Origin of the sequence: Stenomitos frigidus ULC18 (assembly GCF_003003795.1) — a bacterium.
In the GTDB taxonomy this organism is placed as follows: Bacteria; Cyanobacteriota; Cyanobacteriia; order Leptolyngbyales; family Leptolyngbyaceae; genus Stenomitos; species Stenomitos frigidus_A.
This window is the reverse complement of record NZ_PVWK01000079.1, coordinates 17,025-41,178: the sequence shown is the minus strand read 5'-3', so window position 1 is coordinate 41,178 and position 24,154 is coordinate 17,025. Positions and strand designations below refer to the sequence as shown.

The following is a 24,154-nucleotide window of genomic DNA, read 5'->3' as shown; positions in this document are numbered from 1 at the left end:
AGCCTAACGCTGTGTTAGCACAGACGTTAAGGTTTGACCATTTGTGCGGTAGCGATCGCTGCCTTCATTCTGACGCATGTCTTCTACTGCTCTCCTGCTTGACGGCAAAGCCCTAGCGAACTCCATTCAAACCGATCTGACGCAGCAGGTTCAAGCCTTACAAGCCCCAAAAGGGCGCCCCCCTGGTCTGGCGGTATTGATGGTTGGGGATAACCCTGCCAGCGCTGCTTATGTCCGCAACAAAGAACGCGCCTGTGCCAATGTGGGGATTGCGTCCTTTGGTCAGCATTTTCCGGCAACGGCAACCCAGGCTGAGTTAACGCAGGCGATCGCAGCGCTGAATGTGGACGATCAGGTCGATGGTATTCTCGTGCAGTTGCCCTTACCGGAGCATCTGGATGCTGTCGCCCTACTGAATCAGATTGACCCCGACAAAGATGCTGATGGGCTTCATCCGGTGAACCTGGGACGTTTGGTGCGAGGTGAGCCTGGTCTACGAAGCTGTACGCCTGCGGGCGTCATGCGGCTGCTAGAGGCGTATGAGGTCAACCCCATAGGGCAACACGCGGTGGTGATTGGACGCAGCATTCTAGTGGGCAAACCGCAGGCACTAATGTTGCTGGAAGCAGATGCAACGGTCACGATCGCCCATTCTCGCACTCCCGATCTTGGCGCGATCGCTCGGATGGCTGATATTCTTGTGGTCGCAGTCGGTCGCCCAGAGCTCATTACGGCGGATATGGTGAAACCAGGGGCGATCGTGATTGATGTCGGTATGAACCGGATTACCGATGCCAGTGGCAAATCTCGCCTGGTAGGGGATGTTAACTTTGCCTCTGCTCAATCTGTAGCGAAGATGATTACGCCCGTACCGGGTGGTGTCGGCCCGATGACGGTTGCCATGCTGCTGCAAAATACGGTGCTCAGCTATCACGCACGGTAGCCATTCGCTCGGCTCTGAGCACGCTGACATCTAAAGTTCAAAGCCTTTTCTCTGCCTGCGCCGAAAGGAGTCAAAGAACTCAATGTCTCATGAGTGCAGAAACCTCCGTAGAATGATTGAGGGATAACGAATGATTGAGGGATCGCGATCGGTCGGTGTGATTGTGGTGTAACTAAAGTGACAACGGGGAGGGAGATAGAGAAATGGTTTTATCAGACAAAATGCACACGTCCCAGAAGGAACTCCATTTTGATCTGGCAGCCTATCTACAAGAACGACAAACTCTCGTAGAAGTGGCGCTCGATCGTTCCCTCCCAGTGATCTATCCAGAGAAAATTTACGATGCTATGCGCTACTCGCTGCTGGCAGGCGGCAAGCGGCTGCGTCCGATTCTCTGTCTAGCCACGTGTGAATTGATTGGTGGCACGATCGACATGGCCATGCCAACGGCCTGTGCGTTGGAAATGATTCATACAATGTCGTTGATCCATGACGATCTACCCGCCATGGATAACGATGATTATCGTCGTGGTAAGTTGACCAACCACAAGGTGTATGGTGAAGATATCGCCATCCTGGCAGGTGATGGTTTGCTTGCCTACGCGTTTGAGCATGTGGCAATGGAGACTAAGAATGTACCGAACGATCGCCTCTTGCGGATTGTCGCTATTCTCGGTCGTGCCGTTGGCGCAGCCGGGCTCGTCGGCGGGCAGGTGGTTGATCTGGAATCGGAAGGCAATACCGCTATTTGCCTGGAAACCCTCAACTTCATCCATAACCACAAAACAGCAGCACTGCTCGAAGCATCGGTAACATCGGGTGGCATTCTGGCAGGCATTTCTGATGTCGATTTGCAGCGACTCTCTCGCTATGCCCAACATATTGGGCTCGCGTTTCAAATCGTGGATGATATTTTGGACATTACTGCCACTCAGGAAGAGCTAGGCAAAACGGCTGGGAAAGACCTGCGAGCGCAGAAGGCAACGTATCCTAGTGTTTGGGGTTTAGAGGAGTCTAAAAGTCAAGCACAGTCGTTAGTCCAGAAGGCTAAAGCACAACTGGCTGACTTTGGCGATCGCGCCAAACCACTGACGGCGATCGCTGACTTCATCACCGCTCGTACCCACTGATTGCAAGGTTAAAGGCTAAGGGCTAAAAAACGAATACGCTGCATTATCCTTTATCCTTCATCCCTTCCTTTTATTCTCCCCCTTCAACGCAAAACACATGCAGGACTTTGGCGACATTATCCATAACCAGGTACTGCTGGTTGCGCTTGTAGCTTGTTTATTGGCTCAAGCCCTGAAACTAGTCATTGAGTTTGCCAAACACCACAAAGTCAATCTGCGGGTGCTGGTTGAAACAGGTGGGATGCCCAGTGCTCATTCAGCGCTGGTAGCCGCACTGGCGACGGGCGTTGGGCAAACAGCTGGTTGGGCAAGTTCGCAGTTTGCGATCGCGATCATTTTTGCTGTGATTGTGATGTACGACGCGGCTGGGGTGCGTCAAGCGGCTGGCAAGCAAGCACGGATTTTGAACCAAATCATTGACGAGTTTTTTCAGGAAGACCAGCAATTTAATGAAGATCGCCTGAAAGAATTGCTCGGTCATACACCCGTTCAAGTTATTGCTGGCTCAATCTTGGGGATTGCGATCTCCTGGCTTGCCGAAATTGCTTACTAAAAAAAGGGGCTTGGCACTGCCAAGCCCCTTCTAAGGAGATTTCAAGAAAAAATTTACCGTTGGGTAGGGGCAGGTGTTGCCAAAGTCTTGCCCTCTAGCCGTTAACCTTGTGATCAAACCTGCCATTATGGGTGTTTTGTTTGCTAGAAATCTCTTATGCGATTGCTCTGTAACGATCGTGCTTGCGCTATTTGCTGCCTGGAAAGTGCTCAATCTGGGCATAGCCGCTGAAAATAAGCTGCTTTCCCTGTGTCTCCAGACGGTTGATACGCATGGTCACACCATCTAAGTCAAAGCGATCGAGATCCACCATATTGTCGAGGATCTCTGCAAAGGCCATCGTCAGCACCTTTGAAACGCCTCTCACTTCCTCTAATACAGCATCTGCGTTAAACTGCGGGTTTTGAAACGAGATTCGACGACGACGCTCGACTGCTAAAGTCGCCAAAAGGCTAATCGGTATGGTGCCATTAGGAAGCTCAGCCTTAGCAAAAATCTTGATCCGGCTATCAGGCAGCAACTGAAGATTGATATCTGTAAAAGAAACAGGCTCGCCACCTGACAAGTTAGTGAGTTCAGGCGTGTCAATGTTCTGGAGGCGTTTTTGCACCAATTCTGCTGTAAATGCCTGGTTGATGCCGTCTTCAGTGAGGACAACTTGCGCGATCGCCTGTGTTGGCTGCCTTAGACGCACTTTACCGCTCAAAACAGAGCCAAAGTCGATCGAGACCGCATCGGTTTCAAACGACATCGATTCGACAAAAAAGTCCTTGCGGATGACCAAACGGCTACCGCTCATCTTAAAGTTGTCAACGCTCCCCTGTAGCAGCTTGCTAGAAGGAGAACAGCGAATGGCAACATCAACTGACTCGCATTGGGAGAACAGATGACGGATTGATTGGCTGAGGACTTTGTTGAGCATACGTTCGCCAAAGTCGGTGCCGGTAGGGGGTGCAGTGAAGCCACCAATCATGCGGTCTTTCGTCCCGAGGGTTGTCTCACTACGTTGTAACAAATTGTGAAGGACACTGCAATCATTTCAGAGTCAGAGTTTGCCGTGTCGTCTATAAGAAAATTAAATCAGTGAGGGTTAAACGCCTTTATATCAAGTTTGATTTAAATTATGCTGCCAGTTAAAAATTGATGGTTAGATTTTTTACAACATTGCTGTTTGTAAATTTTAGCTCAAATTTGTAAATTTTGTTTTCGATTCTCTGGTCATGCTACGAAGTCGCATTCTGCTTGAACCCTCCATTAAGCAAAGCTCCATAAAGAGCTTGATGTAGAATATGGCTGCGAACCTTCAGAAGGTATCGCTCTTTAGAGTTCTCTCCTTCTAGAGAAAAACTCGAAGCTATCCTCTGCCTTCTCCAGGAATCGATCTTGACTGTACACATTACCTTTAACCTAGTCGATCCAGCGCTAGACAGCGAAGAACTAGAAGCTAAAACTCAAAATTTACAGCGGCAATTGCGTGAATTTGATGCCGTAGAGCAGGTCGATCGCGTGGTCGATCCTACACCGCCCACAGGTAGCAAAGCCTTTGGTGGCTTTCTCAGTGGACTATTAACGGCGCGGGTTGCTCCTGCCCAAGCACCAGCTGTTCTCGGTGCGCTGGATGCAGTGGTGGGTAGTGCTGCGATCGAAATGACCTTAGAAGTCGATGGCAGAAAAATTACGGTCAAAGCCCGCAATCATGAAGAACTGGCGGCAGCACTCCAGACGGCACAAGCGTTTCTGCTCAGCGCACCGGCCGTCACTCCAGTACCGATTCCAACAGAGAATGTGGTGGTAGAACGATCACTTGCTGCCAGTCAGGTATCTGCTCGTCCGCCAGTGCCCACGGACGTCTTTTTCTCGTACTCTCACCGAGATGAAGAGCTACGGGATGAATTGGCCATTCACCTGAGCATGTTGAAGCGACAGGGGATTATTGCTGCCTGGCACGATCGCGAAATTACGGCTGGAAGCGATTGGGCAGGCGCGATCGATTCGCACCTCAACTCAGCCAGCGTCATTCTGTTACTGGTCAGCGCCAACTTTCTTGCGTCTGACTACTGTTACGACCTTGAGCTAGAGCAAGCCATGAAACGCCATGAAGCTGGAGAAGCGACCGTTATCCCGATTATTCTGAAACCCTGTGACTGGACAGGTGCACCTTTCGGCAAGCTACAGGCGCTACCTAAAAACGCCAAGCCTGTGACCAAATGGGACGATCGCGACGAAGCCTTTCTCAACGTCGCGCAGGGCATTCGAGCGGTGATCGGCAAGCGATCGGGATGAAGGGAAAAGGGAAAGGCTGAAGGCTAAAGGCTAAAGGCTAAACTCTCTTCACACCTCTCACCTCACTCCTCTCTTTCAACTCAAAACTCAAAACTCTTCCCCTGCCCCTTCACTCTCCCTCCACATATCGCTTTATCTCCCGTGCCATGCGGCGCATGCCTTGTTGTTCATCTTGACGGATAAATGGGAAAACGCCACGGGTGAGCAACCCAGAGAAGTTTTCCTGGTGAATGTACTTCGTGCGATCGCGTCCGGTTTCCTGAAGCTGGAAGACATGCTCGTTTACGAAGCCGGGGATCGCTGACACCCACTTTAAGCAGACTTCTGGTTGCAGCAGCGTTACGATTGGCTGAAAGGCGGTTTCTTCTTCACCCGGAAGGCGTCTTAGCGAGAGGTCAACGTCTTTTCCTTGCTTGAACGCTTGGCTTGGATCGCAGTCATAAAGATAGGTATTCCAGTACAGCCATTGGTCTTTACGCACCAGCGCTTGCCAGACCCGTCGCCGAGAGACGTTGATTTCAATTTCGGCGTAGAGACTGGGCATAGAGACGAATATTTCATGATGACTACATCAAAGCAGTTGGTGTGACTTGGTACAATTGCGGGTCAAACATTCCTTTAAGCTAGCTTCGATCGGCTCTGCTAAGCTAGGGACGCATTGAATGGCTTAGGAGATTTCCAGAAAAAATTACCGTTAGGGACGGGCAGGTTTTGCCAGAGTTTTGTCTTCTAGCCGTTAACTTTATGATCAAATCTGCCCCTACGGGTATTTTGTTGACTAGAAATCTCCTTCGCTCTTTAGCCTGATGCTTGAGACCCGTTTCAAATCGCTACGTTTCAAATCGACACTCTACAATTGCCATCCCCAACGCGCATGACTAACCTCACTCCTAACTCCAGCTTTAGTCTGACCATCCGTTTTCAGGTGCCAAACCGACCGGGCATGTTGGCATCGGTGACCAAGGCGGTCTCTAGCTTAGGCGGCAACATGGGTCAGATTGATTTGATTGAGCAGACCCGCCAACTGTCGCTTCGGGACATTACGATCGACGCTGCCAGCACCGAACATGCCGAGACCATTGTGAAAGCGGTCAAGGCCTTGCCAGACATTAAAGTGTTGAACGTGTACGATCGCACCTTTGATTTGCATCGGGGTGGCAAGATCACTGTAGAGAGCCGTATTCCGCTGCGGGGTCAAGCAGATTTGGCAATGGCCTATACGCCAGGTGTCGGGCGGATTTGTACCGCGATCGCCGAAGATCCCGAAAAAGCGTATACCCTCACGATTAAGCAAAATACCGTAGCGATCGTCACCGATGGTAGTGCCGTGCTGGGGTTGGGCAATCTTGGCCCCGAAGCGGCTTTGCCCGTGATGGAAGGGAAAGCCATGCTGTTCAAAGAATTTGGTGGTTTGGATGCATTCCCCATTTGCTTGGCAACGCAAGACACGGATGCAATCGTGGAAACGGTCAAAAATATCGCGCCTGTTTTCGGTGGCATCAATTTGGAAGATATTGCCGCTCCCCGCTGCTTTGAGATTGAAGCGCGTTTGCAGCGCGAACTAAATATTCCGGTCTTCCACGACGATCAGCATGGAACAGCGATTGTGACGCTGGCAGCATTGATCAACGCGTTGAAGCTTGTGAGCAAGTCGATGGCAGAGGTGAAGATTGTCATTAATGGTGCTGGAGCGGCGGGCGTGGCGATCGCTCGTCTCCTTCGTAAAGCAGGCGCGGAACATATCGCCATGTGCGACTCTAAAGGTATTCTGTCGCTCGATCGCCCAGATTTGACCACGCAAAAGCAGGAATTTGCGATTGAGAAGGGTGGCAAACTGGCCGATGCCATGAAAGATAGTGATATTTTCTTGGGTGTCAGTGCGCCAGGAGTGGTGACACCGGAAATGGTGCGATCGATGGCAAAAGACCCGATCGTCTTTGCGATGGCAAACCCAATTCCCGAAATTCAGCCCGAGTTGGTGATGCAGGATGTCGCTATTATGGCCACTGGACGCAGTGACTATCCCAACCAGATCAATAACGTACTGGCGTTTCCAGGTGTGTTTCGCGGTGCCTTAGACTGCCGTGCGTCCACCTTTACGATCAATATGTATTTGGAAGCGGCACAGGCAATCGCCTCGCTGATCAAACCGTCCGATCTGAATCGCGAGTTTATTATCCCGTCCGTTTTTGATGAGCGCGTAGCGACCGCTGTTTCTGCCGCTGTGCAGCAGGCCGCACGGCAGGACGGTGTGGCTCGTATGTAGAGGTTAAAGAACAGCACGTTGTAGCAGCTATCAGCGGTCAGCCATCAGCTATCAGCTTTTTGCTGACCACTGACTCCTGACTCCTGACCGCTCCTTTCTTCGTCACTATTCCCTTGCGGCCGATCGAAGCAGCAACCAAAGGTTCGATCACAATTGTTTGTTCGGTAACAAGCGTGACTGCAACTCACTGCCCTGTCATTGGACTATGTATACCGCATACCTTAGCGTGTCGTGCGCCACACGTTGTTGTAAGGAGTCGTAGTTGACATGGTTAGTACAGCTCATCGAACGGTTTATCCACGAGGATGTACGTTTACCGAATCAGATTGGGACGCTCTTGCGCCCTTCTGGTATCCGATCGCCTTTAGCCGTGATGTGAAAGAGCAGCCCCTCTCTGCGACGCTGCTGGATCAACGGCTGGTTATTTGGCGCACCTCTGCGGGCATTTCTGTGGCAAACGATATTTGCTTGCACCGAGGCATTCCGTTGAGTATGGGATGGGTCAGCGGCGATCAGCTCGTCTGCAAGTATCACGGGTTTCATTACTCGGCAGAGGGTCGTTGCGTCGAAGTGCCAGCCAGTCCGGGTACTAGCATTCCCATCAAGCTTTGCCTCAAAACCTATCCTGTCAAAGAAGCGTATGGCTTGGTATGGACATCCCTGGGTGGCGGCGAACAGTATCCCTTGCCCAACCTGCACGAATGGGATGACCCCGACTATCAACAGATTCTTCCTGATGCTGTCGATCTCAATGCAGCGGCAGGTAGACAGGTTGAGGGCTTTTTGGATGTGGCTCACTTTGCCTGGGTGCATACCAACACCTTCGGCGACCTCAACAATCCAGTCGTGCCGCGCTATGAAGTTGATAAAACGCCGAATGGGATTCGCGCTGAATATCTCAGTACGGTCAGCAACTTTCCTAAAGCGATGCAGGATTTGGCTCCGCCTGATTTTCAATGGCTCCGTATTTTTGAGGTCTTTTTCCCGTTTACAGCACGTCTGACGGTGCATTTCCCTGGCGAAGGGCGACTGTGCATTCTCAACGCAGCCTCTCCAGTATCAGCTCGCAAAACGCGCGTTTTCGTCCCACTGTGCCGCAACTTTGATAAAGACGCACCGCTGGAACCAGTGTTTGAGTTCAATTACCAGGTGTTTGCCGAAGACAAGGAAGTGGTTGAAGCACAGTATCCTGAAGATCTGCCGTTAGAACTCTCCGCTGAATCGCATATCGGCGCAGATAGAACCTCGATCGCTTATCGCAAAGGGTTGGGTGCGCTTGGTTTAGGCAGAAGTTATACGGCGTAAAAGGCTGCTGTAATCTTTGCTCATCATCCTACGGCACTGTTTATCACGCTGACTCAGAAGAGATTCCCAAACTTCGTGCGATCGAGCCGCTCTGCTAGAAAAAGGAGACTTTAGAGGTTTCCCTTTTTTCTAGTGCATTGCATCAGTATGAGTTTGGGGGGTTAGGCTTGCACGTTCTAACTGCATCGGTACTGGATCAAGGAGACTTCCGAGAGGCAGGTTTTGCCGCATGCCTTAACAAACGTGGCTTTAAGAGCCAGAGCAGCGCGATACCTGTAATACCGCCGACAACAGCGCCGACCGTTAAGCCAGTGGCCGCTGCTGCTAGAGCGGTCGCAAGATTAAAGCGATCGATCGTCATGAAGGTTGTTCCTGCGTAAGCAACGAGCAGCCCAAACGCCCAGGCAATTGCATTGGCAAAAATCCACCAGCCTGCTCGGCGGATATGCTCTCTCAGCACCAGCCATTGAGCCAACCCTAAGACGCTTCCGACCCAGGCTCCTAAAAGAAGCACAGCTCTAGCGAGCGCCAGGGTTTTCACCTCAACGGTGCCTGTATGATCCAGGATCAGGAAGAACGAAATGATTGCGCTGGCTTTAATGCCAATCAACCAAGCGATCGAGGCCGCGATCGCCGTCATCGCAATCCATTTGCCAATGTGTTTAATGTACCGTCGCAGCACAAGCCATTGGGCAAAGCCGAGTATAATACCTTGTAGCAAACCGACAAGATGCAAAACGGCGACGATTTCAGTGGTGCCCAGCAGATTCAGCGTGGTGCTGGCAATGAGAACAATCCCTAAGCCCACAAATTCAGCGATCGCGGTTGCGGCCACCCATGCTTCCCATAGCGTCCAGCTTTTGCTCCGGCTTAAGATGTGGATCGGTCGGTGCTCCTGGTTCTCAAGCGCTTGTTTAGACATGGATCAAGCCTCGCTACACGTTAGTCTTGCTGTTTGATCGGCATCGCAAACCATCTTCTTTCAAGGCTTGATCGCGCTACAGGTTTAGGACGCGATCGAGGCTTGTTTTGCCATAGCAGCGTCTGCATCAGCATGAGTTTCGCCCTGCACTGTGAGCACTGAGCAGGGTGCATGATGCAGCACATAATTACTCACGCTACCTAAAAGCAACTCACTTAAGCCAGAGTGCCCCCGACGACCCAGCATAACCAGGTCAACGTCCAGGTTACGGGCAAGCTGGCAGATCACGGGCCCAGGGCTGCCAAGATTTTGAGTGAACTCTGTTGGTACACCTGCATCGGTCGCTGTCTGCGTCAGCGACCGCAGTCGTTCTAGTCCTTGTTTTTCGTAGTGCTGCCACTGCTCTCGATAAATATCGAGCATGCTGCCATCCAGCGTTGGATAGTATTCCAGCGTTGTTAAGGCAGGATATTTGGGGCTACCTACTTCCTCGCCTGAGAGCACGTGTAAGAGCATTAGCGTTGCTTTGGTTGCTTTAGCTAACGCAAGTGCTTCCTCAAAGACCTTTTTGCCACTATTAGAGCTATCGACTGCAACGAGAATTTTGTGAAACATAGAACCTCCTTTGTTCAATACGTAACGCCTTTTTTGCTCAAAACCTCTCCTCAAGAACCCTGCTGCTGGGTTGTGTCATTGAACAGAACAGGCCGCAGTGTTTGCATCAGCGCCAGTGACGTTAGCAAGACGCACTGATGAAAAGGATGGCGAACCAGTTCAGAACCGTCGATCGCAAGCAGTCTGTTAGGAACCAGCCATCTTTATTAAGTGCTGTCGGTTAAGTGCTGTCGCTACCGTTGCCTTGAAGAGCAGAATTGCGTTGCTAACAGCATCTCAAGAGTAAGAAAAAACTTTGAGGAACTTGTGAGGAACAGACGCAACGGCTAATTCGCTCTCAGCACGATCGCCTTTCTCAGCAAAAACTCAGGGAGACATTAAATCCACATCATTCTACAGAGAGGGCTTCGGCTACAGTAGAAATAGTTTCCTGCTTTAGTACTGACACTTGTTTCGAGAGAAACCGGGTTTCCGGACGTCACTTGGGTTTTGGCTCGCGTCTGCTCGCGAAGAAACTCAAGTTTCTGCATAATCATTAAACGCATGCTTTCACTAGAATTTATCTGCAATTTGATGAAATGCACGGACATCGCTAATTGCCAATGCAACTAATTCACACACTCCGGGGGGCAATGCGTCGTGTCAAGCGAAGGCCACTGGATACGGCTTCCCTTCAGTTTCGTTTAACCACAGAAATTGCTGCGCTCTCGGTGCTATGTCTGAGTTGCGTTGCTATCTGGACAAGCTGGAAAATGCAGCAGCTCTTGATTACAACTCATACTCAGAGTGTGGAATACATCGCTAATCGCTTTCCCCGCGATGTGGAACTTTATAGTGAAATGCTGCCAGTTGAAATCGGCCTCCAAAAGACCATCAATAATGTGTCTGTAGCGGGGCTAGTGATCTGGGTGAAAAGTATCGATGGCAAGCAACTGCTCGCCCAGTCAACGGGGGCGACCTCATCGTTTACCGCAACGGACGAACTGATGTCATTAGCGGAGATGCCACTCAAACCTCAGGTCTATAAAGTTGGGAGTCACTACCTGATTTTGTATCAAGGTTTGGTGACAGCAAAGGGAAAGCTGTTGGGCAAGGTCTACATGGCGCAGGATATAACGGAAGACCAGCGGCAATTGATTGCTGCGATCCAGGGTTTAGCGATCGTCTGCGTGCTGGCAACCATGCTGACGATGGCCGCGATCGCCCTGCGAATTCGGCGATCGTTGCAGCCCTTACAGGAAATGAGTCAAATGGCAGGCGCCATTTCAGTCGATGATTTGAGCCAAGCCAAGCTGCAACTAAGCAATGCACCAACCGAAGTAAAAGAACTGGCGCAAACTTTCAACATGATGCTGTCACGGCTATCGGATGCCTGGGAACAGCAGCGACAGTTTGTTGGCAATATTTCCCATGAGTTGCGCACACCCTTGACGGTTGTGTTGGGCTATTTGCAAAGTTTGCTGCGGCGCAGTAACAACTTAACCGACTATCAGCAAGAGGCGCTGGAAACGGCTGCATCGGAAGCCGATCGCACAGTGCGCCTGCTGCAAGACTTACTCGATTTAGCACGAGCTGATAGCGGTTACGCGCATTATCTTTTAGAGCCGATCAGTTTGAATGATCTGGTTTTTGAAGTGGCAGGGATGGCAGAGAAATTTAGTAGTCGGTTGCTCCAAGTGCAAGCAACAAAAACAGTAGTCGCCATCGTAGACCGCGATCGCCTGAGACAGGTGTTGATCAACCTGATCGATAATGCCGTGAAATATTCGGAGCCCAACCAACCGATTGATTTAATTCTGGAGGGAACAGACCAGCAGGCAACCATCCAGGTGCACGATCGCGGCGTTGGTATTCCGCTCCAGGATCAGAGTCGCATTTTTGAACGCTTCTACCGAGTTGATGAAGCCCGTGCTCGTTCGACTGGAGGTCATGGCTTAGGGTTAGCCATTGTCAAAACTTTAGTAGAAGGGATGGGCGGTACGATCTCGGTGCGATCGAAACTGGGCGAAGGGAGCGTCTTTGTGATCGGCTTACCGATTTAAACGCGTTCCAGGATGGAAATTAGGAAATTTCTAAAATTTTCCAGAAACCATTACCCATTCTTTGTCCGCCTCACATCATCTCAATGGCAAACATGGCTCGATCGTGGCAACCACCGATCGCCCGATCGCATCCAAATCGTAACCACCTTCCAACCCAAAGAGCAGGCGACGGGTGAGCGCTAAGCAGTAGCGTGTAAAGACCCCAAAGTCTTCTGGTTTGAGTGAAATGCCAGCAAGGGGATCGGCATGGTTGGCATCGTAGCCAGCGCTAATGATGAGCAAATCGGGTTGGAAGCCGGTTAAAAACGGCATCACTTTCTGGCTAAAGGCCGGTTCGTAAGCTGCCATTGTGCTGCCAGGCGGCATCGGTACGTTGAGTACATTATTGTGCAAGCCGCGTTCATGCTCGGCTCCGGTACCAGGATACTGCGGCGATTCATGCAGCGAACAGTAAGCAATCTGAGGATGGGTTTCAACGATCGCCTGGGTACCATTGCCGTGATGCACATCCCAATCCAGAATCGCCACGCGATCGACACCGGGTTGTTCCAGTGCGTAACGAGCGGCGATCGCGGCATTGGAAAAGATGCAAAACCCCATACCGACTTCACTGACCGCATGATGACCGGGTGGACGCGCCAGGACAAACGCTGGATTATCGGTCGCTAAGACGCAATCGACCCCATCCATCCAGGCACTGACCGCTAACAGCGCCACATCGTAAGTCTGCGCCGAAACGGGTGTATCGGCATCAATGTAGCCACCACCACGGCTTACCAACCGCTGTACACCGTCGATGTAGCGTTGAGTATGCACCTGTTGCAGCTGCGCCATCACAGGACGGGTGGCAATGGGAGTGGGCGATCGCCAATCCAACTGATCGGCCCAAACCGCTGACTTCAATGCGTTCCTAATGGCCGTCAAGCGTTCTGGTTTTTCGGGATGAAAGGAACCCGTTTCGTGCAGCAAAAAATCGTCAGAGTAAATGATGGGCAGCATAGAGCATTGAGGGGCTGACAATGCTTTGATTTTAGGCTACTGACCTCACTGACTGACGATGAATCCGCGACCCGCCAACCTTTTCCTTAGGATCGTGGATTAATTAATCTGAACCATTTCCCTTCTGTAGGGACGTTACATGGAACGCCCCTACAGAAAGAATTGCACCTTATTAAATCTGCGTTCCTTAGGATTAAAAAGTCGCAGAGAGACCGACTCGAAAGGTCAAACCCGGTTGGTAGATGCGGTTTACTTTCTCGTAGCGACTGAGAAGGGAATGGTACTGAGCTGTAAGCCCCTCTCTGCATCTGTTTCAATCCGCGCATCGGTATAGGTGTAATTGATCAGCGCCGAAATTTGAGGCGTAATGCGCCACCGGACACCGGCCTCAAACCCATTAGTTTTGACCAGACCAATATTTTCCCAGCGTCCAGCAACAACGCTGATGCGATCCTCTAAACGGTTGCCAAAGTAAGTAAGTTGGGCAGATAGGGTAGAACTTATGTTCAGGTCAACCCCGGCTGTCCACGCAGAACCTGTCTCTGGGTCTAGCTTTGGGTTTGGCAACCAGCCGTGAACGGTATCAAAAAGATATAGCTGATCTAGCCCAGGATTGCGGCGTACCGAGACCCAACTACCACGGAGCGCGATCGCTGGCGTGATGTCCCAGCGAGTACCAACACTGGGGTTCGCTGAACTACCAAATTCGGTGTTGAAGTTCTGGCGTAGACCCAGCTCAAGCTGCACATGATCAAGGATTTTGAACGTGTTGAGAACGAAGAGAGCCGCATTGGTACGATCGCCAGCAAGTCACCGATGAAGAGAAGAAGCGCCGTGAGGGTGAACCATCCACGCCATCTGCAACTACAGTGAAGGAGCCTCCCATTAAACCAGGCTCTGCTCCTGCCCCTGCGCGATCGCTCCCCGTGACTAAACCAACCGCTCCACCGTTGCAGCCAACAACGCCAGCACCGGAAGCCTCCCCTGTATCGCCACCAGCACCCGCTGACGTTTCTCCTTCAAACCCATCACCTGAAGCCGTTGTCGAGCCATCGCCTGTAGAAGTTCCTCCCACCGCTCCCTAACCATGCACGACTATGCTTGATCCTGTTCGCTTCCAGAAGGTATGGCAGCACTTCGGTGGTCATGACGGTTCAGCGCTCTTCACCCAACTGCTGGAGGCCTATCTTCAACCACACCGTGCTTACCATACGGCTACCCATCTTGAGGCTTGCTTGCGCCAGTTTGATTTGGCTCAAGCCGAGGCAGAACACCCCGCTGAGGTGGAAGTAGCACTGTGGTTCCATGATGCGGTTTATGTTCCAAACGCAGTCGATAACGAAGCACAAAGTGCGCTCTGGGCAACCCAACGGCTGCAACAGCTTGGAGTGAGTGCTGTTGTTATCGATCGGATCGCCGCGATGATTGTTGCCACAAAGCACGATCGCTTACCAGAGCACCATGATTGCAAGTTGCTGCTAGATATCGACTTATCAATCCTGGGGCAAGCGCCAGAGCCGTTTGACGCGTATGAGCAGTGTATCCGCCGCGAGTATGCCTGGGTCCCGAAAGCACAATACTGTACTGGACGTGCGGCCATTCTGGAGCGGTTTCTCCAGCGATCGACCATCTATTACACCTCGTTTTTTCGGGAGCGACTGGAGGCACAGGCGAGGCAGAATCTAGAGCGATCGCTGACAAAACTGCGCGGGCAGCAATTCTAGTGACGTTTATGCTCGTGTGTAACGGTGTTTGACGCCAATGGGAAAATAATTGGCATCTCCGGTTGGGTGCAAAGTAATGTGAGGAGGCTGGTAGGCGTCAGGAACATAGTGGGTGAATTCACTATTGAGTCGTCGCAGATGATGAAGAATGGCAGTCGCGATCGCACTACATTTCTCCTCACTGCCCGCTACACCCGGTGCTAACTCAACAGCAATGGCGAGACGCTTGTTTTGATCGGTGTCTTCCATCACCTGCATCACAAACTTTCCGGTAACCCATTCGCAGATGGGCGCTTGTTCCAATCCCACAGTGACATTCTCAGGGTAGACGTTTGCACCAAAATAAGACACGGTGAAGTGCGATCGCCCAAACACATAAACAAAGGGTAGTGGGTAAACGCCTCGGTTGTCTGGAAGCGCCTTGATGGGATCAAAGCCCCACTCTGCGAGGTAATCCAGCATCTGCGGGTACGAAAGCAAACCACCGTTGTCGGCGATGTGATAGCGCATTAACGGCATGCCACTATCGCCAGAAAATAAAAGTGTCCCGTCCTGAACTTCAAAGAAGCGGCTGATCGGGTCATATTGCACAAGCGTTGGCATGCGCGATTCGCCAAACAGGGAGCGAGCCGCATCGGGATGTTCCGCTAGCCAACGGCGAATGCAAATGCTCAGGGGTGTTTCATTCCCCAGCACGCCAGCGTCGGCAGTGCCATAAAGAGAGGCAGAGTCAAAGCAGACGTCCGTGGAGCCAAGCCGATCGCCCACCAGCGATCGCCACGCCTCGCTGAATACCTCACCTGCCATCACCAGTTTGACGTGATCGGCTTGCCAGTCAATTCCCTGAGCAATGCCGCTATCAATCACATCTTTCAGGAACGGAGGATAGCCCAGCAGCACAACCTGATCAAACTGGGGAGCTAGGGTTTGAACGACCCGAAAAATTTCAGCCTTATTGTTTCCAGGCGTAATGAGGGTGATGGGGTAGCCTTTGCTGGACAGGTGGCGGCAACAGTTGGCTGTGTACATGCCACCCACCCAGGTTCCCAGTGCAAAACAGACGACAGCCAGAGTGCGACGCCGATCGGCCTGAAAGCTATCGTGAAAAATCTGCTCAAAGCGAGTGGCAACCTGTAACTCATCAGTGAGCGATCGCGCCCAAAAGCTAGGTTGTCCTGTAGAGCCAGAAGAGACGGCAAGCATGTCACAGTGCTCCAGTTGCCCCCGACGACACAACTCAGTCAAAGAATAGTGCCGCAGGTAGTTGTCTTTTGTGGTGAGGGGGAGTTGCTGAAAGTCTGCGATCGTTCGAATGGAGTCAGGAACAACGCCTTGGGCGTGCAGAAACGATCGATAGGCAGGCACCGTCGCAATCGTTTGATGGCATAAGTCTAGAACCGACTGCTCCCAGTCTGCTTGACTATGCTGCTGCAATGTCGTCTCTAGTGGAGTGGTCAGAAAGGCTTGTAGGGCCTCAAGCATCTGCTGCGATCGATCATGGTGCATAGTCTGATCACTTAGGTGATTGCCGAGAAAAAAGGTACCGCTGGGTAGAGGGACGGTTTTGCCAGCGTCTTTGCCTCCCGCCGATCGCGTTGGTGTCAAATCTGCCCCTACGGGTCTTGTATTTGCTAGAAATCTCTTTAAAGGAACGCCCAGTGCGTGATGCCGTTTTAACCGATCGAAAAGCAGGCGGAGGCAAGCCGAATGCTGGTCGAAGGAGTCGGTGGTAGAACGTTCGAGCTATGGCAGTTGAAGGAACAGCGTATGTCTTAAGCGATGATCGACACCGTTCCTGTATCCAGGTCATAGCGAGCGCCCACCATTTTCAGTTTGCCGGATTGTAACCGTTCCTTGAGGAGGGACGATTGCTGCAGCTGTTCAAGCTGGTATTGCACATTCGCCACAACGGCATTGTTCACGGCATCCCCCGGCTGATCAGCAACCCGCTTGACCGCTGGCAGAATAGCATTGACAAACGTGCTCATTTCACCCGGTAGTGCCTCGTTTTGAACCGCAGCGGTGACGGCTCCACAGCGTTCATGCCCTAGCACCATTAACAGCGGTGTGCCTAAGAGTGCGACCGCATATTCAATGCTGCCGATCGCTTCCGATGTGGCAATATTTCCGGCAATCCGCACATCAAAAACATCACCAATGCCTTGATCAAACACGATCTCAGCCGGGACTCGTGAGTCGGCACAACTCAAAATTGTGGCAAAAGGATGCTGCGCCTGAGCCACTTCCTGCAACCGTTTTGCAGACTGATCGGGATATTGCGGCTGATGCTGCACAAAGCGCTGGTTGCCAGCCATTAATTTTTTCAGAGCCAGATCGGGATTGGGTGGAGGCTCGATCACCGATCGCTCTGCAGCATAAACCTGCTTCACGCGCCACAGGTTTGCTGCTAATCCAACGGCTCCGATCGAGCCTAACTTAAGCAACTCACGACGACCAATAAAACCATTTCTGCAACTCATAGATGGCAATTTTCACTCCATTGCAATGTAGCGTTGACTCAATCAGAGTCCAGGAGCCAGCATGACCAGCCCCTTCTGCGTTCTGACTTCTAGCGTCTAAAGACGTCCCAAGTCGTCATCCCTCACGAACTTGGGCATCGCTATAGTGATGCCACACATTTGATAGAGCGAATCTCCATCACATCTGAGATATAACAGGTGCCACCAAACTTATTGAGCAAGGGGCGCACGTTTTCGGCAACCGTTTTGACATGCTCAGGCATACAGAACGCAATGATATAAACATTATCGAGCATGGTCGTGTCTAAATCTTCACTGCCTTCTCGCAACCCTTTCCCGGCCACATTGCGAATGACAGCATGACCGTGAACACCTGATTTGTCTAAACTATCCAAAATCTTACCCAGCTCAAAAGAGTTAGCAATGATTTCTATTTTTTTAACGAGATGCATACGCTTACCTCCACAACAGGTTAATTCCGTACAAATAAAGCGGAATCCCCACAATGATGTTGAACGGGAATGTCACCGCCAGAGCCGTCGAAACGTAGAGGCTGGGATTGGCTTCCGGCACCGTCATCCGCATCGCGGCAGGGACAGCAATGTAGGATGCGCTAGCACACAAGACGGAGAACAAGAGTGCATTTCCCTGAGGCATCTGAATGAGTCGAGCGATGAGCAACCCGATGCCTGCATTGAGTATAGGAATCAGTATGGCAAACAGGATGAGGAAAAGGCCGGTTTTTTGTAAGTCTTTAATTCTTCTGGCGGCGACTAGTCCCATATCAAGCAAAAAGAAGGTTAGAACACCGTAGAACAGACCCTGCGTGAAGGGTTCCAGGACTTGCCAACCATGCTCTCCGGTCAAAACACCAATGAGGAGGCTCCCCACTAGCAGAAAGACTGAACTGTTGAGGAAGGCTTCTTTCAGTACTTCAGACCAGACGAATTCTCGCTTTTCATCCACTGTAAAGAGATTGACCAGGATCAGACCCACAATGATCGCTGGAGACTCCATCAAAGCCAGCGCTGCAACCATATAGCCATCAAAGGCAATGCCAAGTTCAGTCAGAAAGGCACTCGCCGTGATAAAAGTGACTGCACTGATCGAGCCATAGGTGGCGGCGATCGCGGCGGCATCATAGGTATCCAGCTTCAGCTTCAGAATAAAAAAGGTGTACAGCGGTACAACACAAGCCATCAGCATCGCTGCGAGGAGTGTGAGAATGACTTCTTGAGTCACTCCACTTTTGATCAGCTCAACGCCTCCTTTAAAGCCGATCGCTAAGAGCAGATAAAGTGAAAAGAGTTTCGGCACTGGCGCGGGAATTTCCAGGTCAGATTTGACTAAAACAGCTATCATCCCCAAAAAGAAAAACAGAATGGGTGGGTTCAGGATGTTGGATAGGATCAAGCTAGTATCCATGTCCATCCCTCCTGAGGCCGATAAAACGGACGTTGAGAAAACGGTACATTTTGAAAAAATAATCTAACGATTGAACCATGATGTATCGTGTTCCGTCCCCCATGTCAATGCGCCTGACGTGTCTCAATCAGTGCTTACAGACGGCGCTGGTGACGAGCAATGACGTCACGGGTGCACACTGAATAACGAGTTCAGACTAAATTTTGTACTCTTTACCAATTCATGCCGATTGTGGGAAACATAGCTGTAGTAGGCTTCTCACTTCAGGTTGCGGTTTTGGGAATTGCCCCATTCTGTTACTGGAATAGCAGTAGAGTTCGCTTTTCTCATGCATTCTAGATACTATTAGGTTTTTTACGGTGCGATCGTCTCCATCATCAGCGGTTATGAATTTCACCCCAGACAGCAAGGTCCTGATACAGGGCATTACGGAACCACTCGGTGCGACATACGCGCCCTTGATGCAGGCATACGGTACCCAGGTGGTGGCAGGCGTTAGCCCAGGGCATGGAGGCACTACTCAGCAAGGCATTCGTGTGTTTGATATGGTTGAGCAAGCGCTGTCGGTTGTTGGCGCTGTTGATTCAACTGTGATCTTTGTACAACCTTACGCAGCGTTGGATGCAGCGCTGGAGGCGATCGCGGCTGGCGTGCGGCAGATTGTGCTCATTAGTGAGGGCATTCCGCCGCTAGATATGGTGAGCCTGCTGCGTAAGGCAGAAGCGACCGAAACATTGGTGATTGGTCCGAATAGTCCCGGTCTCATTGTTCCCGGTCAACTGTTACTGGGTCTTCATCCGGGCGAGTTCTATACGCCTGGCCCCGTCGGGTTAATCAGTCGCAGCGGTACGTTGACTTACGAAATTGCCCTGGAGTTGACGCAAGCAGGGCTGGGCCAATCGATCGGCGTTTGCATTGGCGGCGACGCGATCGTGGGGTCATCGTTCCCTCAGTGGCTGCAAATCTTAGACGAAGATGAAAGCACTGAAATCATCGTGCTGGTTGGCGAAATTGGTGGCGATAGCGAAGAAGCGGCAGCTCACTACATTGCCGAAGCGATCGATAAGCCTGTCATTGCCTATGTCGCTGGGCGCACCGCTCCTAAAGGCCGGCGTATGGGTCATGCTGGCGCAATCATCAACTCTCAAACGGCGGAAGCGGGCACTGAAGTGGGCACAGCAGACAGTAAGATTAATGCGTTTCGACGGGCAAAAATTCCTGTTGCCGATCGCCCCTGGCAGATTCCTGACCTGGTTAAAAAGATGCTGAAGCTGCCAACTAGAAAAGGCTGAGGTAGAAAGGCTAAAGGCTGGCGGCTAAAGTTTAGATTTTAGCCGCCAGCCTTGGGGACTAGCTTCGGCTGGCTGCTAGCAGTGCTTTTGTTTCTGATGCGCCAGCTCGTCGTATCTGACGGGTCAAGCGCAAGGTCAGTAGACTGAGTAGGCCCAACTGCCCAAAGAACGCGGTAAACGCTGCACCCAGAAGCAGGGTGAGGGCGATCACGCCACCCGGCAGCATCCCTATCAGACAATTCCGTCAGACCCGCTGCCCATTAACGGTTCCAGCACGATCGCCAGCAAACTCTCAACGATTAGCAAGCTCACACCTATTGTCTGGGGCAAACCAAGCTGACCCAGAAGTTGTGGCAGGTAGAGATTGTAAACAACCCAGGTAAGAGTGATCGCACCTTGCACCGCTGCCAACCCCATCACCTGCGCCCACAAAACTGGCTGAGACCGCTGAGACTGCATCATGGGTTACCGCTTCAAGCGCTTAAACGTTGCTGCTTACAGCGCAATCTAACCTACGGCAACCACGATCGAGAACACTTTAACCGAGCACACCTTAACCAAGGAATACGCTGTCTGCGATTGACGCAGGCGCGCTAGCATCTCCACTTCTGACTACACTGAAAAATGTAGTTTCCATACGGTGACAGATGCTGATGAGTCGCTTTTTCGCCACATTGTTTGCGCTGTTGCTTTTTTTGGGCGTGCTTCCGGGTCAAGCACAGGCAGCGACAGGGACTAAATACTCCTCCCAATATGCGCCGCCGCCATCTTATAGCAATGCTGAGCTAGCGGGCAAAGATTTCTCCGGGCAATCGCTGCGTGTAGCAGAGTTTTCAAACGCCAATCTCAACCGCACCAATTTTGCTAATGCGGATCTAGCAGGTGCGGTCTTTAGCGCTTCAACGATGACGGAAACGAATCTGCACGGTGCTGACTTAACCCAGGCCATGCTGGATCAAGTGAAGCTGTCTCGCGTTGATCTCAGCGACGCTGTTTTAGTGAATACGATGATGCTCCGTACCGTTTTTGATGGCGTGAATATTACTGGCACCGATTTCAGCGATGCTATTTTAGATCGGGTCCAGATTCGGGAGTTGTGCCAACTGGCAAGTGGAGTGAACTCAAAAACAGGTGTGGAGACGCGAGAGTCGTTGGGATGTCGTTGAGGGAGGGGGGAGCGTCGGGAGTAGTTGATGGATTTGCAGGGAGACGACAAATGGTGATGAAGCGGGTGGGTGTGATTGGCGGTGGGCAGCTTGCCTGGATGATGGCAGGGGCAGCAGAAAAATTGGGTATCGAACTGCTCGTGCAAACTCCATCCTGCGACGACCCAGCAGTGAGCATTGCAGCAAAGACCATTCTGGCAACGATCGATGACGCCACTGCAACCGCAGAATTAGCGGCCTTGTGCGATGTCATCACCTTTGAAAATGAGTTCGTCAACCTGGAGGCACTGTTAGAGCTCGCAAAACAGGGAGTTTGCTTTCGCCCTGGACTGGATGCACTCAAACCCTTACTGGATAAGTATCACCAGCGTTGCTATTTGCGAGAGTTGGGGTTGCCGACGCCTCGGTTTGCCACTTGGGAAGAGTTGGGGTGGCAGGTAGGTGTAGGCAGAAGCAAGGGAGATACACAAGAAACTTTACCCATCACCCTTAGCGTTTGCGAAGCGAGTGCAGAGCACTCAGCGATGCCGGAGGCTTTACACCCGGCACCTTCATTCCCGATCGTCCTCAAAACCAGACGGCATGGCTATGACGGTCAGGGAACGTTTATTATCAAAGATGCTCAAGCATTAGACGAAACGCTGAGTCGGTTGGGACATGCCCCACTGTTAGTGGAAGAATTTGTGCCCTTTGAGCGCGAGTTAGCAGCGATCGCTGCTCGGTCTAGCAATGGCGACATTGTAGTTTACCCGATTGTCGAAACGCAGCAGGAACATCAGGTCTGTCGGCGGGTGTTTGCACCAGCAGCGGTGAGTGCGGCGATCGCGGCAGACGTGGAGGCGATCGCGCAGACCTTACTCAGCAGTCTGGATGTGGTTGGCTTATTTGGCATCGAACTGTTTCTGACGGCTGACGGCAAGGTACTGGTCAACGAGATTGCCCCGCGCACTCACAACTCTGGACACTTCACGCTAGATGCCTGCGAAACATCTCAATTTGAACAACAGTTGCGAGCGGTTACGGGGTTGCCATTAGGTAGTCCGGCAATGACCGCTTCTGGAGCCGTGATGGTGAATCTCTTGGGTTATGAGGACTCCCACAGCGACTACCAGGAAAAGCGGCAACGGTTGACAGCGATCCCAAACGCACACCTGCATTGGTACGGCAAGATGGAATCACGTCTGGGACGAAAATTGGGACACGTTACTGTGTTGTTAGAGAAGGGAGGATCGGAGATGCAGCTTGCAAGCGCGATCGAAGCCATTTGGTATAGCGACTAAGAGAATCTTTGAGCAGTCCTCGCGGATGGCTTCTTGCTATTGCTCTGGCGCGTTGCGATAGCCGTAGAAATCAATATGGTAATCAGTAATGCGAACGCCCGTTTGCTCTTCAATTTGTGCCAATAGCGCTGCAGGCAACTCAATGTGAACGTCTAAAATCTGCTCTGTATCGAGACAGTTCACATGGCTATGTGAATCGCTAATATTGCCATAGAGCCGTCCATCTGAGCGCTCAACACATTCAATAATGCCGTGGTCAGAAAGCGCTTCAAGATTTTGGTAAACCGACGTATGACCAATTTCCTTGCCCTGGCGATTGAGACGGTTGTAGATTTCCCTTGCAGCTAGATGCTCTTGTTCTTGCCACAGCAGTTCAAGAATGAAGCGGCGCTGACGACTCAATCGCATTCCCAACGCCTGACAACGGTCTAAGGCATCTTCCAGCGATCGAATTGGTTTTGTTGTTACCACATCATTCTGCATACTAAATGCTCTCGACTCACATACTTGACCTAGCTGCCTGTACCATGCCAGATTTTGATGCTATCAAAGACTGGTCTGCTAAAGTGCCTAGAATTTCAAACCAAAAGACTACTCAAGGTTCTAAGAACGACTTGATCAACTAACAACGCTATCCTGCCAGAGCTTGTACTCCCAAAAACTCACTCAGGATCATATTAGTAGGCGTTGCTACTTACATACAGTTGTATCACACGCTAATCCAAACTCGCTACAACTTTGCTTTGGTTTCGGGGGCAGGAAGTTAGGAGGGAAAAAGTGGGGAGTAGCGCTTTGCACCGCTACGCTGGAAAGTTTTGAGTTCAGGACAGGCCTTACCCTCAGCCCTCTGTCTGCGGCCTTATCACTCTTACCCCTCACCCCTCACCCCTCACTCCTCACGCCTCTCCCCTTCCCCTCTGTCCTCGCTTGCTAGAGAATGGGGAGAGAAACGTTATCGCAGTGCCGGGGTTTATGAGAGTTTTGCAGTTGCACATGTCAGATTTGGTGCTCGCGGGTATTCAAAGCCTCGCTCGATGGCAGAAACGTTTAGGGCGATCGTGGTTGCTGCTAGCGATGGTTAGCTGTCTGGTTTTATGGGGAGCGTCCCCAGCCTTAGCCGGTCTTAAGGACGATCGGTTTGATGGCGAAATTTTTACCCTTTATGCAGGCAATGGGTCGCTGGTACCACCGAAATTTACGCTGGCAGAAGCACTGAAGCGCGATCGGCCAACACTTTTAGTGCTTTATATTGATGACAGCAGCGATTGTAAGGCATACTCCGCCGTGGTTTCTCAAGTACAAGCCTATTACGGGCGAGCAGCGGATCTGTTACCAGTGCGACTGGATGGCCTTCCGCCAAAGACGACCTACGCTCCAACAGAGGCTGGATACTATTACAAAGGTGTAGTACCACAAACAGTACTGTTTGATGCGTCTGGGAAGATTGTGCTCAACGAAGCAGGTACGATTCCGTTTGAAACGCTCGATACCAAGTTTCGCGAAGTCTTTGACTTGTTGCCACGCACACAAACGCTTGACCTGAAACGTCGTCAGGTGAATGAAGTGACAACTGAATTGGCAAGGTAAGGATGGGAAGAGGCAGGAGACAGGAGGTCGTAAAGCAATTTACACTAGCCCTTTTCTTGTGTGCCCAAGCCACTGTTCTTGTCTGCTTAAGCGACTTTATCTTGTGTATTCAAGCGACTCTACAACCAATCACTAGCCACTC

At 51.4% G+C, this 24,154-nt stretch carries 26 protein-coding genes; 12 read left to right on the top strand and 14 right to left on the bottom strand.

What is annotated here, in order from left to right:
- Positions 1 to 76 precede the first annotated feature (76 nt).
- The 3 genes from folD to C7B82_RS13365 all read left to right on the top strand — a co-directional run bounded on the left by folD (position 77) and on the right by C7B82_RS13365 (position 2,626).
- Positions 77 to 943: a bifunctional methylenetetrahydrofolate dehydrogenase/methenyltetrahydrofolate cyclohydrolase FolD gene (gene folD / locus C7B82_RS13375; RefSeq protein WP_106256784.1), complete on the top strand. Its 867-nt coding sequence runs from the start codon at positions 77 to 79 to the stop codon at positions 941 to 943.
- A gap of 203 nt (positions 944 to 1,146) precedes the next feature.
- The gene (gene crtE / locus C7B82_RS13370) at positions 1,147 to 2,073 is read left to right on the top strand and encodes a geranylgeranyl diphosphate synthase CrtE (RefSeq protein WP_106256783.1); all 927 of its coding nucleotides are present in this window, start codon (positions 1,147 to 1,149) and stop codon (positions 2,071 to 2,073) included.
- A gap of 97 nt (positions 2,074 to 2,170) precedes the next feature.
- The gene (locus C7B82_RS13365; protein ID WP_106256782.1) at positions 2,171 to 2,626 is read left to right on the top strand and encodes a divergent PAP2 family protein; all 456 of its coding nucleotides are present in this window, start codon (positions 2,171 to 2,173) and stop codon (positions 2,624 to 2,626) included.
- A 187-nt stretch (positions 2,627 to 2,813) separates the two neighbouring features.
- Here the strand turns inward: C7B82_RS13365 and C7B82_RS13360 are convergent, their stop codons facing one another.
- Complete coding sequence (locus tag C7B82_RS13360) at positions 2,814 to 3,641, bottom strand: LmeA family phospholipid-binding protein (RefSeq protein WP_245939879.1); 828 nt, start codon at positions 3,639 to 3,641, stop codon at positions 2,814 to 2,816.
- Between the two features lie 368 nt (positions 3,642 to 4,009).
- On the opposite strand from C7B82_RS13360, the gene C7B82_RS13355 reads away from it, so the two are divergent.
- Positions 4,010 to 4,909 (top strand): TIR domain-containing protein, encoded by a 900-nt coding sequence (locus C7B82_RS13355; protein ID WP_245939878.1) that lies wholly within the window; start codon positions 4,010 to 4,012, stop codon positions 4,907 to 4,909.
- Between the two features lie 109 nt (positions 4,910 to 5,018).
- Here the strand turns inward: C7B82_RS13355 and C7B82_RS13350 are convergent, their stop codons facing one another.
- Positions 5,019 to 5,453: an SRPBCC domain-containing protein gene (locus C7B82_RS13350; protein WP_106256780.1), complete on the bottom strand. Its 435-nt coding sequence runs from the start codon at positions 5,451 to 5,453 to the stop codon at positions 5,019 to 5,021.
- Positions 5,454 to 5,783: 330 nt separating this feature from the next.
- Between C7B82_RS13350 and C7B82_RS13345 the strand changes: the two genes are divergently transcribed.
- Positions 5,784 to 7,175, top strand: coding sequence for a malic enzyme-like NAD(P)-binding protein (locus C7B82_RS13345; protein ID WP_106256779.1), 1,392 nt, complete (start codon positions 5,784 to 5,786; stop codon positions 7,173 to 7,175).
- Positions 7,176 to 7,442: 267 nt separating this feature from the next.
- Positions 7,443 to 8,480 carry an aromatic ring-hydroxylating dioxygenase subunit alpha gene (locus C7B82_RS13340; protein WP_106256778.1) on the top strand — a complete coding sequence of 346 codons (1,038 nt, stop codon included), beginning with the start codon at positions 7,443 to 7,445 and terminating at the stop codon, positions 8,478 to 8,480.
- A gap of 196 nt (positions 8,481 to 8,676) precedes the next feature.
- On the opposite strand, the gene C7B82_RS13335 is transcribed toward C7B82_RS13340, so the two are convergent.
- Positions 8,677 to 9,402, bottom strand: a complete 726-nt coding sequence (locus C7B82_RS13335; protein WP_106256777.1) for a hypothetical protein — start codon at positions 9,400 to 9,402, stop codon at positions 8,677 to 8,679.
- Positions 9,403 to 9,486: 84 nt separating this feature from the next.
- Positions 9,487 to 10,017 (bottom strand): universal stress protein, encoded by a 531-nt coding sequence (locus C7B82_RS13330; protein WP_106256776.1) that lies wholly within the window; start codon positions 10,015 to 10,017, stop codon positions 9,487 to 9,489.
- Between the two features lie 602 nt (positions 10,018 to 10,619).
- Here C7B82_RS13330 and C7B82_RS13325 point away from each other — a divergent pair.
- Positions 10,620 to 12,059: a sensor histidine kinase gene (locus C7B82_RS13325; RefSeq protein ID WP_106256775.1), complete on the top strand. Its 1,440-nt coding sequence runs from the start codon at positions 10,620 to 10,622 to the stop codon at positions 12,057 to 12,059.
- Between the two features lie 75 nt (positions 12,060 to 12,134).
- On the opposite strand, the gene C7B82_RS13320 is transcribed toward C7B82_RS13325, so the two are convergent.
- From C7B82_RS13320 to C7B82_RS31495, 3 genes are all read right to left on the bottom strand, one after another.
- Positions 12,135 to 13,058 (bottom strand): histone deacetylase family protein, encoded by a 924-nt coding sequence (locus C7B82_RS13320; RefSeq protein WP_106256774.1) that lies wholly within the window; start codon positions 13,056 to 13,058, stop codon positions 12,135 to 12,137.
- A gap of 249 nt (positions 13,059 to 13,307) precedes the next feature.
- Complete coding sequence (locus C7B82_RS13315; RefSeq protein WP_245939877.1) at positions 13,308 to 13,805, bottom strand: TonB-dependent receptor plug domain-containing protein; 498 nt, start codon at positions 13,803 to 13,805, stop codon at positions 13,308 to 13,310.
- A 4-nt stretch (positions 13,806 to 13,809) separates the two neighbouring features.
- Positions 13,810 to 14,133: a hypothetical protein gene (locus C7B82_RS31495; RefSeq protein WP_146141148.1), complete on the bottom strand. Its 324-nt coding sequence runs from the start codon at positions 14,131 to 14,133 to the stop codon at positions 13,810 to 13,812.
- A gap of 22 nt (positions 14,134 to 14,155) precedes the next feature.
- Here C7B82_RS31495 and C7B82_RS13310 point away from each other — a divergent pair, with 22 nt between their 5' ends.
- Positions 14,156 to 14,782: an HD domain-containing protein gene (locus C7B82_RS13310; protein WP_106256773.1), complete on the top strand. Its 627-nt coding sequence runs from the start codon at positions 14,156 to 14,158 to the stop codon at positions 14,780 to 14,782.
- A 6-nt stretch (positions 14,783 to 14,788) separates the two neighbouring features.
- On the opposite strand, the gene C7B82_RS13305 is transcribed toward C7B82_RS13310, so the two are convergent.
- The 4 genes from C7B82_RS13305 to C7B82_RS13290 form a co-directional block, all read right to left on the bottom strand.
- On the bottom strand, positions 14,789 to 16,387 hold the full coding sequence (locus tag C7B82_RS13305; protein ID WP_245939876.1) for a phenylacetate--CoA ligase family protein: 1,599 nt from the start codon (positions 16,385 to 16,387) through the stop codon (positions 14,789 to 14,791).
- A 167-nt stretch (positions 16,388 to 16,554) separates the two neighbouring features.
- Positions 16,555 to 17,262 (bottom strand): carbonic anhydrase, encoded by a 708-nt coding sequence (locus C7B82_RS13300; RefSeq protein WP_106256771.1) that lies wholly within the window; start codon positions 17,260 to 17,262, stop codon positions 16,555 to 16,557.
- 140 nt (positions 17,263 to 17,402) lie between these two features.
- Positions 17,403 to 17,714 carry a P-II family nitrogen regulator gene (locus C7B82_RS13295; protein WP_106256770.1) on the bottom strand — a complete coding sequence of 104 codons (312 nt, stop codon included), beginning with the start codon at positions 17,712 to 17,714 and terminating at the stop codon, positions 17,403 to 17,405.
- 4 nt (positions 17,715 to 17,718) lie between these two features.
- Positions 17,719 to 18,687: a sodium-dependent bicarbonate transport family permease gene (locus C7B82_RS13290; RefSeq protein WP_106256769.1), complete on the bottom strand. Its 969-nt coding sequence runs from the start codon at positions 18,685 to 18,687 to the stop codon at positions 17,719 to 17,721.
- A gap of 386 nt (positions 18,688 to 19,073) precedes the next feature.
- On the opposite strand from C7B82_RS13290, the gene C7B82_RS13285 reads away from it, so the two are divergent.
- Positions 19,074 to 19,979, top strand: a complete 906-nt coding sequence (locus C7B82_RS13285) for a succinate--CoA ligase subunit alpha (protein ID WP_106256768.1) — start codon at positions 19,074 to 19,076, stop codon at positions 19,977 to 19,979.
- A gap of 58 nt (positions 19,980 to 20,037) precedes the next feature.
- Here the strand turns inward: C7B82_RS13285 and C7B82_RS32275 are convergent, their stop codons facing one another.
- Positions 20,038 to 20,205, bottom strand: coding sequence for a hypothetical protein (locus C7B82_RS32275; RefSeq protein ID WP_181357479.1), 168 nt, complete (start codon positions 20,203 to 20,205; stop codon positions 20,038 to 20,040).
- A 5-nt stretch (positions 20,206 to 20,210) separates the two neighbouring features.
- Entirely contained in the window at positions 20,211 to 20,438 is a 228-nt protein-coding gene (locus C7B82_RS13280) for a hypothetical protein (RefSeq protein ID WP_219904345.1), read from the bottom strand.
- Between the two features lie 194 nt (positions 20,439 to 20,632).
- On the opposite strand from C7B82_RS13280, the gene C7B82_RS13275 reads away from it, so the two are divergent.
- Both C7B82_RS13275 and C7B82_RS13270 read left to right on the top strand, forming a co-directional pair.
- Positions 20,633 to 21,145: a pentapeptide repeat-containing protein gene (locus tag C7B82_RS13275; RefSeq protein WP_219904343.1), complete on the top strand. Its 513-nt coding sequence runs from the start codon at positions 20,633 to 20,635 to the stop codon at positions 21,143 to 21,145.
- Positions 21,146 to 21,195: 50 nt separating this feature from the next.
- Positions 21,196 to 22,425, top strand: coding sequence for a 5-(carboxyamino)imidazole ribonucleotide synthase (locus C7B82_RS13270; protein WP_245939875.1), 1,230 nt, complete (start codon positions 21,196 to 21,198; stop codon positions 22,423 to 22,425).
- A 36-nt stretch (positions 22,426 to 22,461) separates the two neighbouring features.
- On the opposite strand, the gene C7B82_RS13265 is transcribed toward C7B82_RS13270, so the two are convergent.
- Positions 22,462 to 22,908 (bottom strand): Fur family transcriptional regulator, encoded by a 447-nt coding sequence (locus C7B82_RS13265; protein ID WP_106256765.1) that lies wholly within the window; start codon positions 22,906 to 22,908, stop codon positions 22,462 to 22,464.
- A 510-nt stretch (positions 22,909 to 23,418) separates the two neighbouring features.
- On the opposite strand from C7B82_RS13265, the gene C7B82_RS13260 reads away from it, so the two are divergent.
- Positions 23,419 to 24,012, top strand: a complete 594-nt coding sequence (locus C7B82_RS13260; RefSeq protein WP_181357478.1) for a thylakoid membrane photosystem I accumulation factor — start codon at positions 23,419 to 23,421, stop codon at positions 24,010 to 24,012.
- Positions 24,013 to 24,154: the final 142 nt, after the last annotated feature.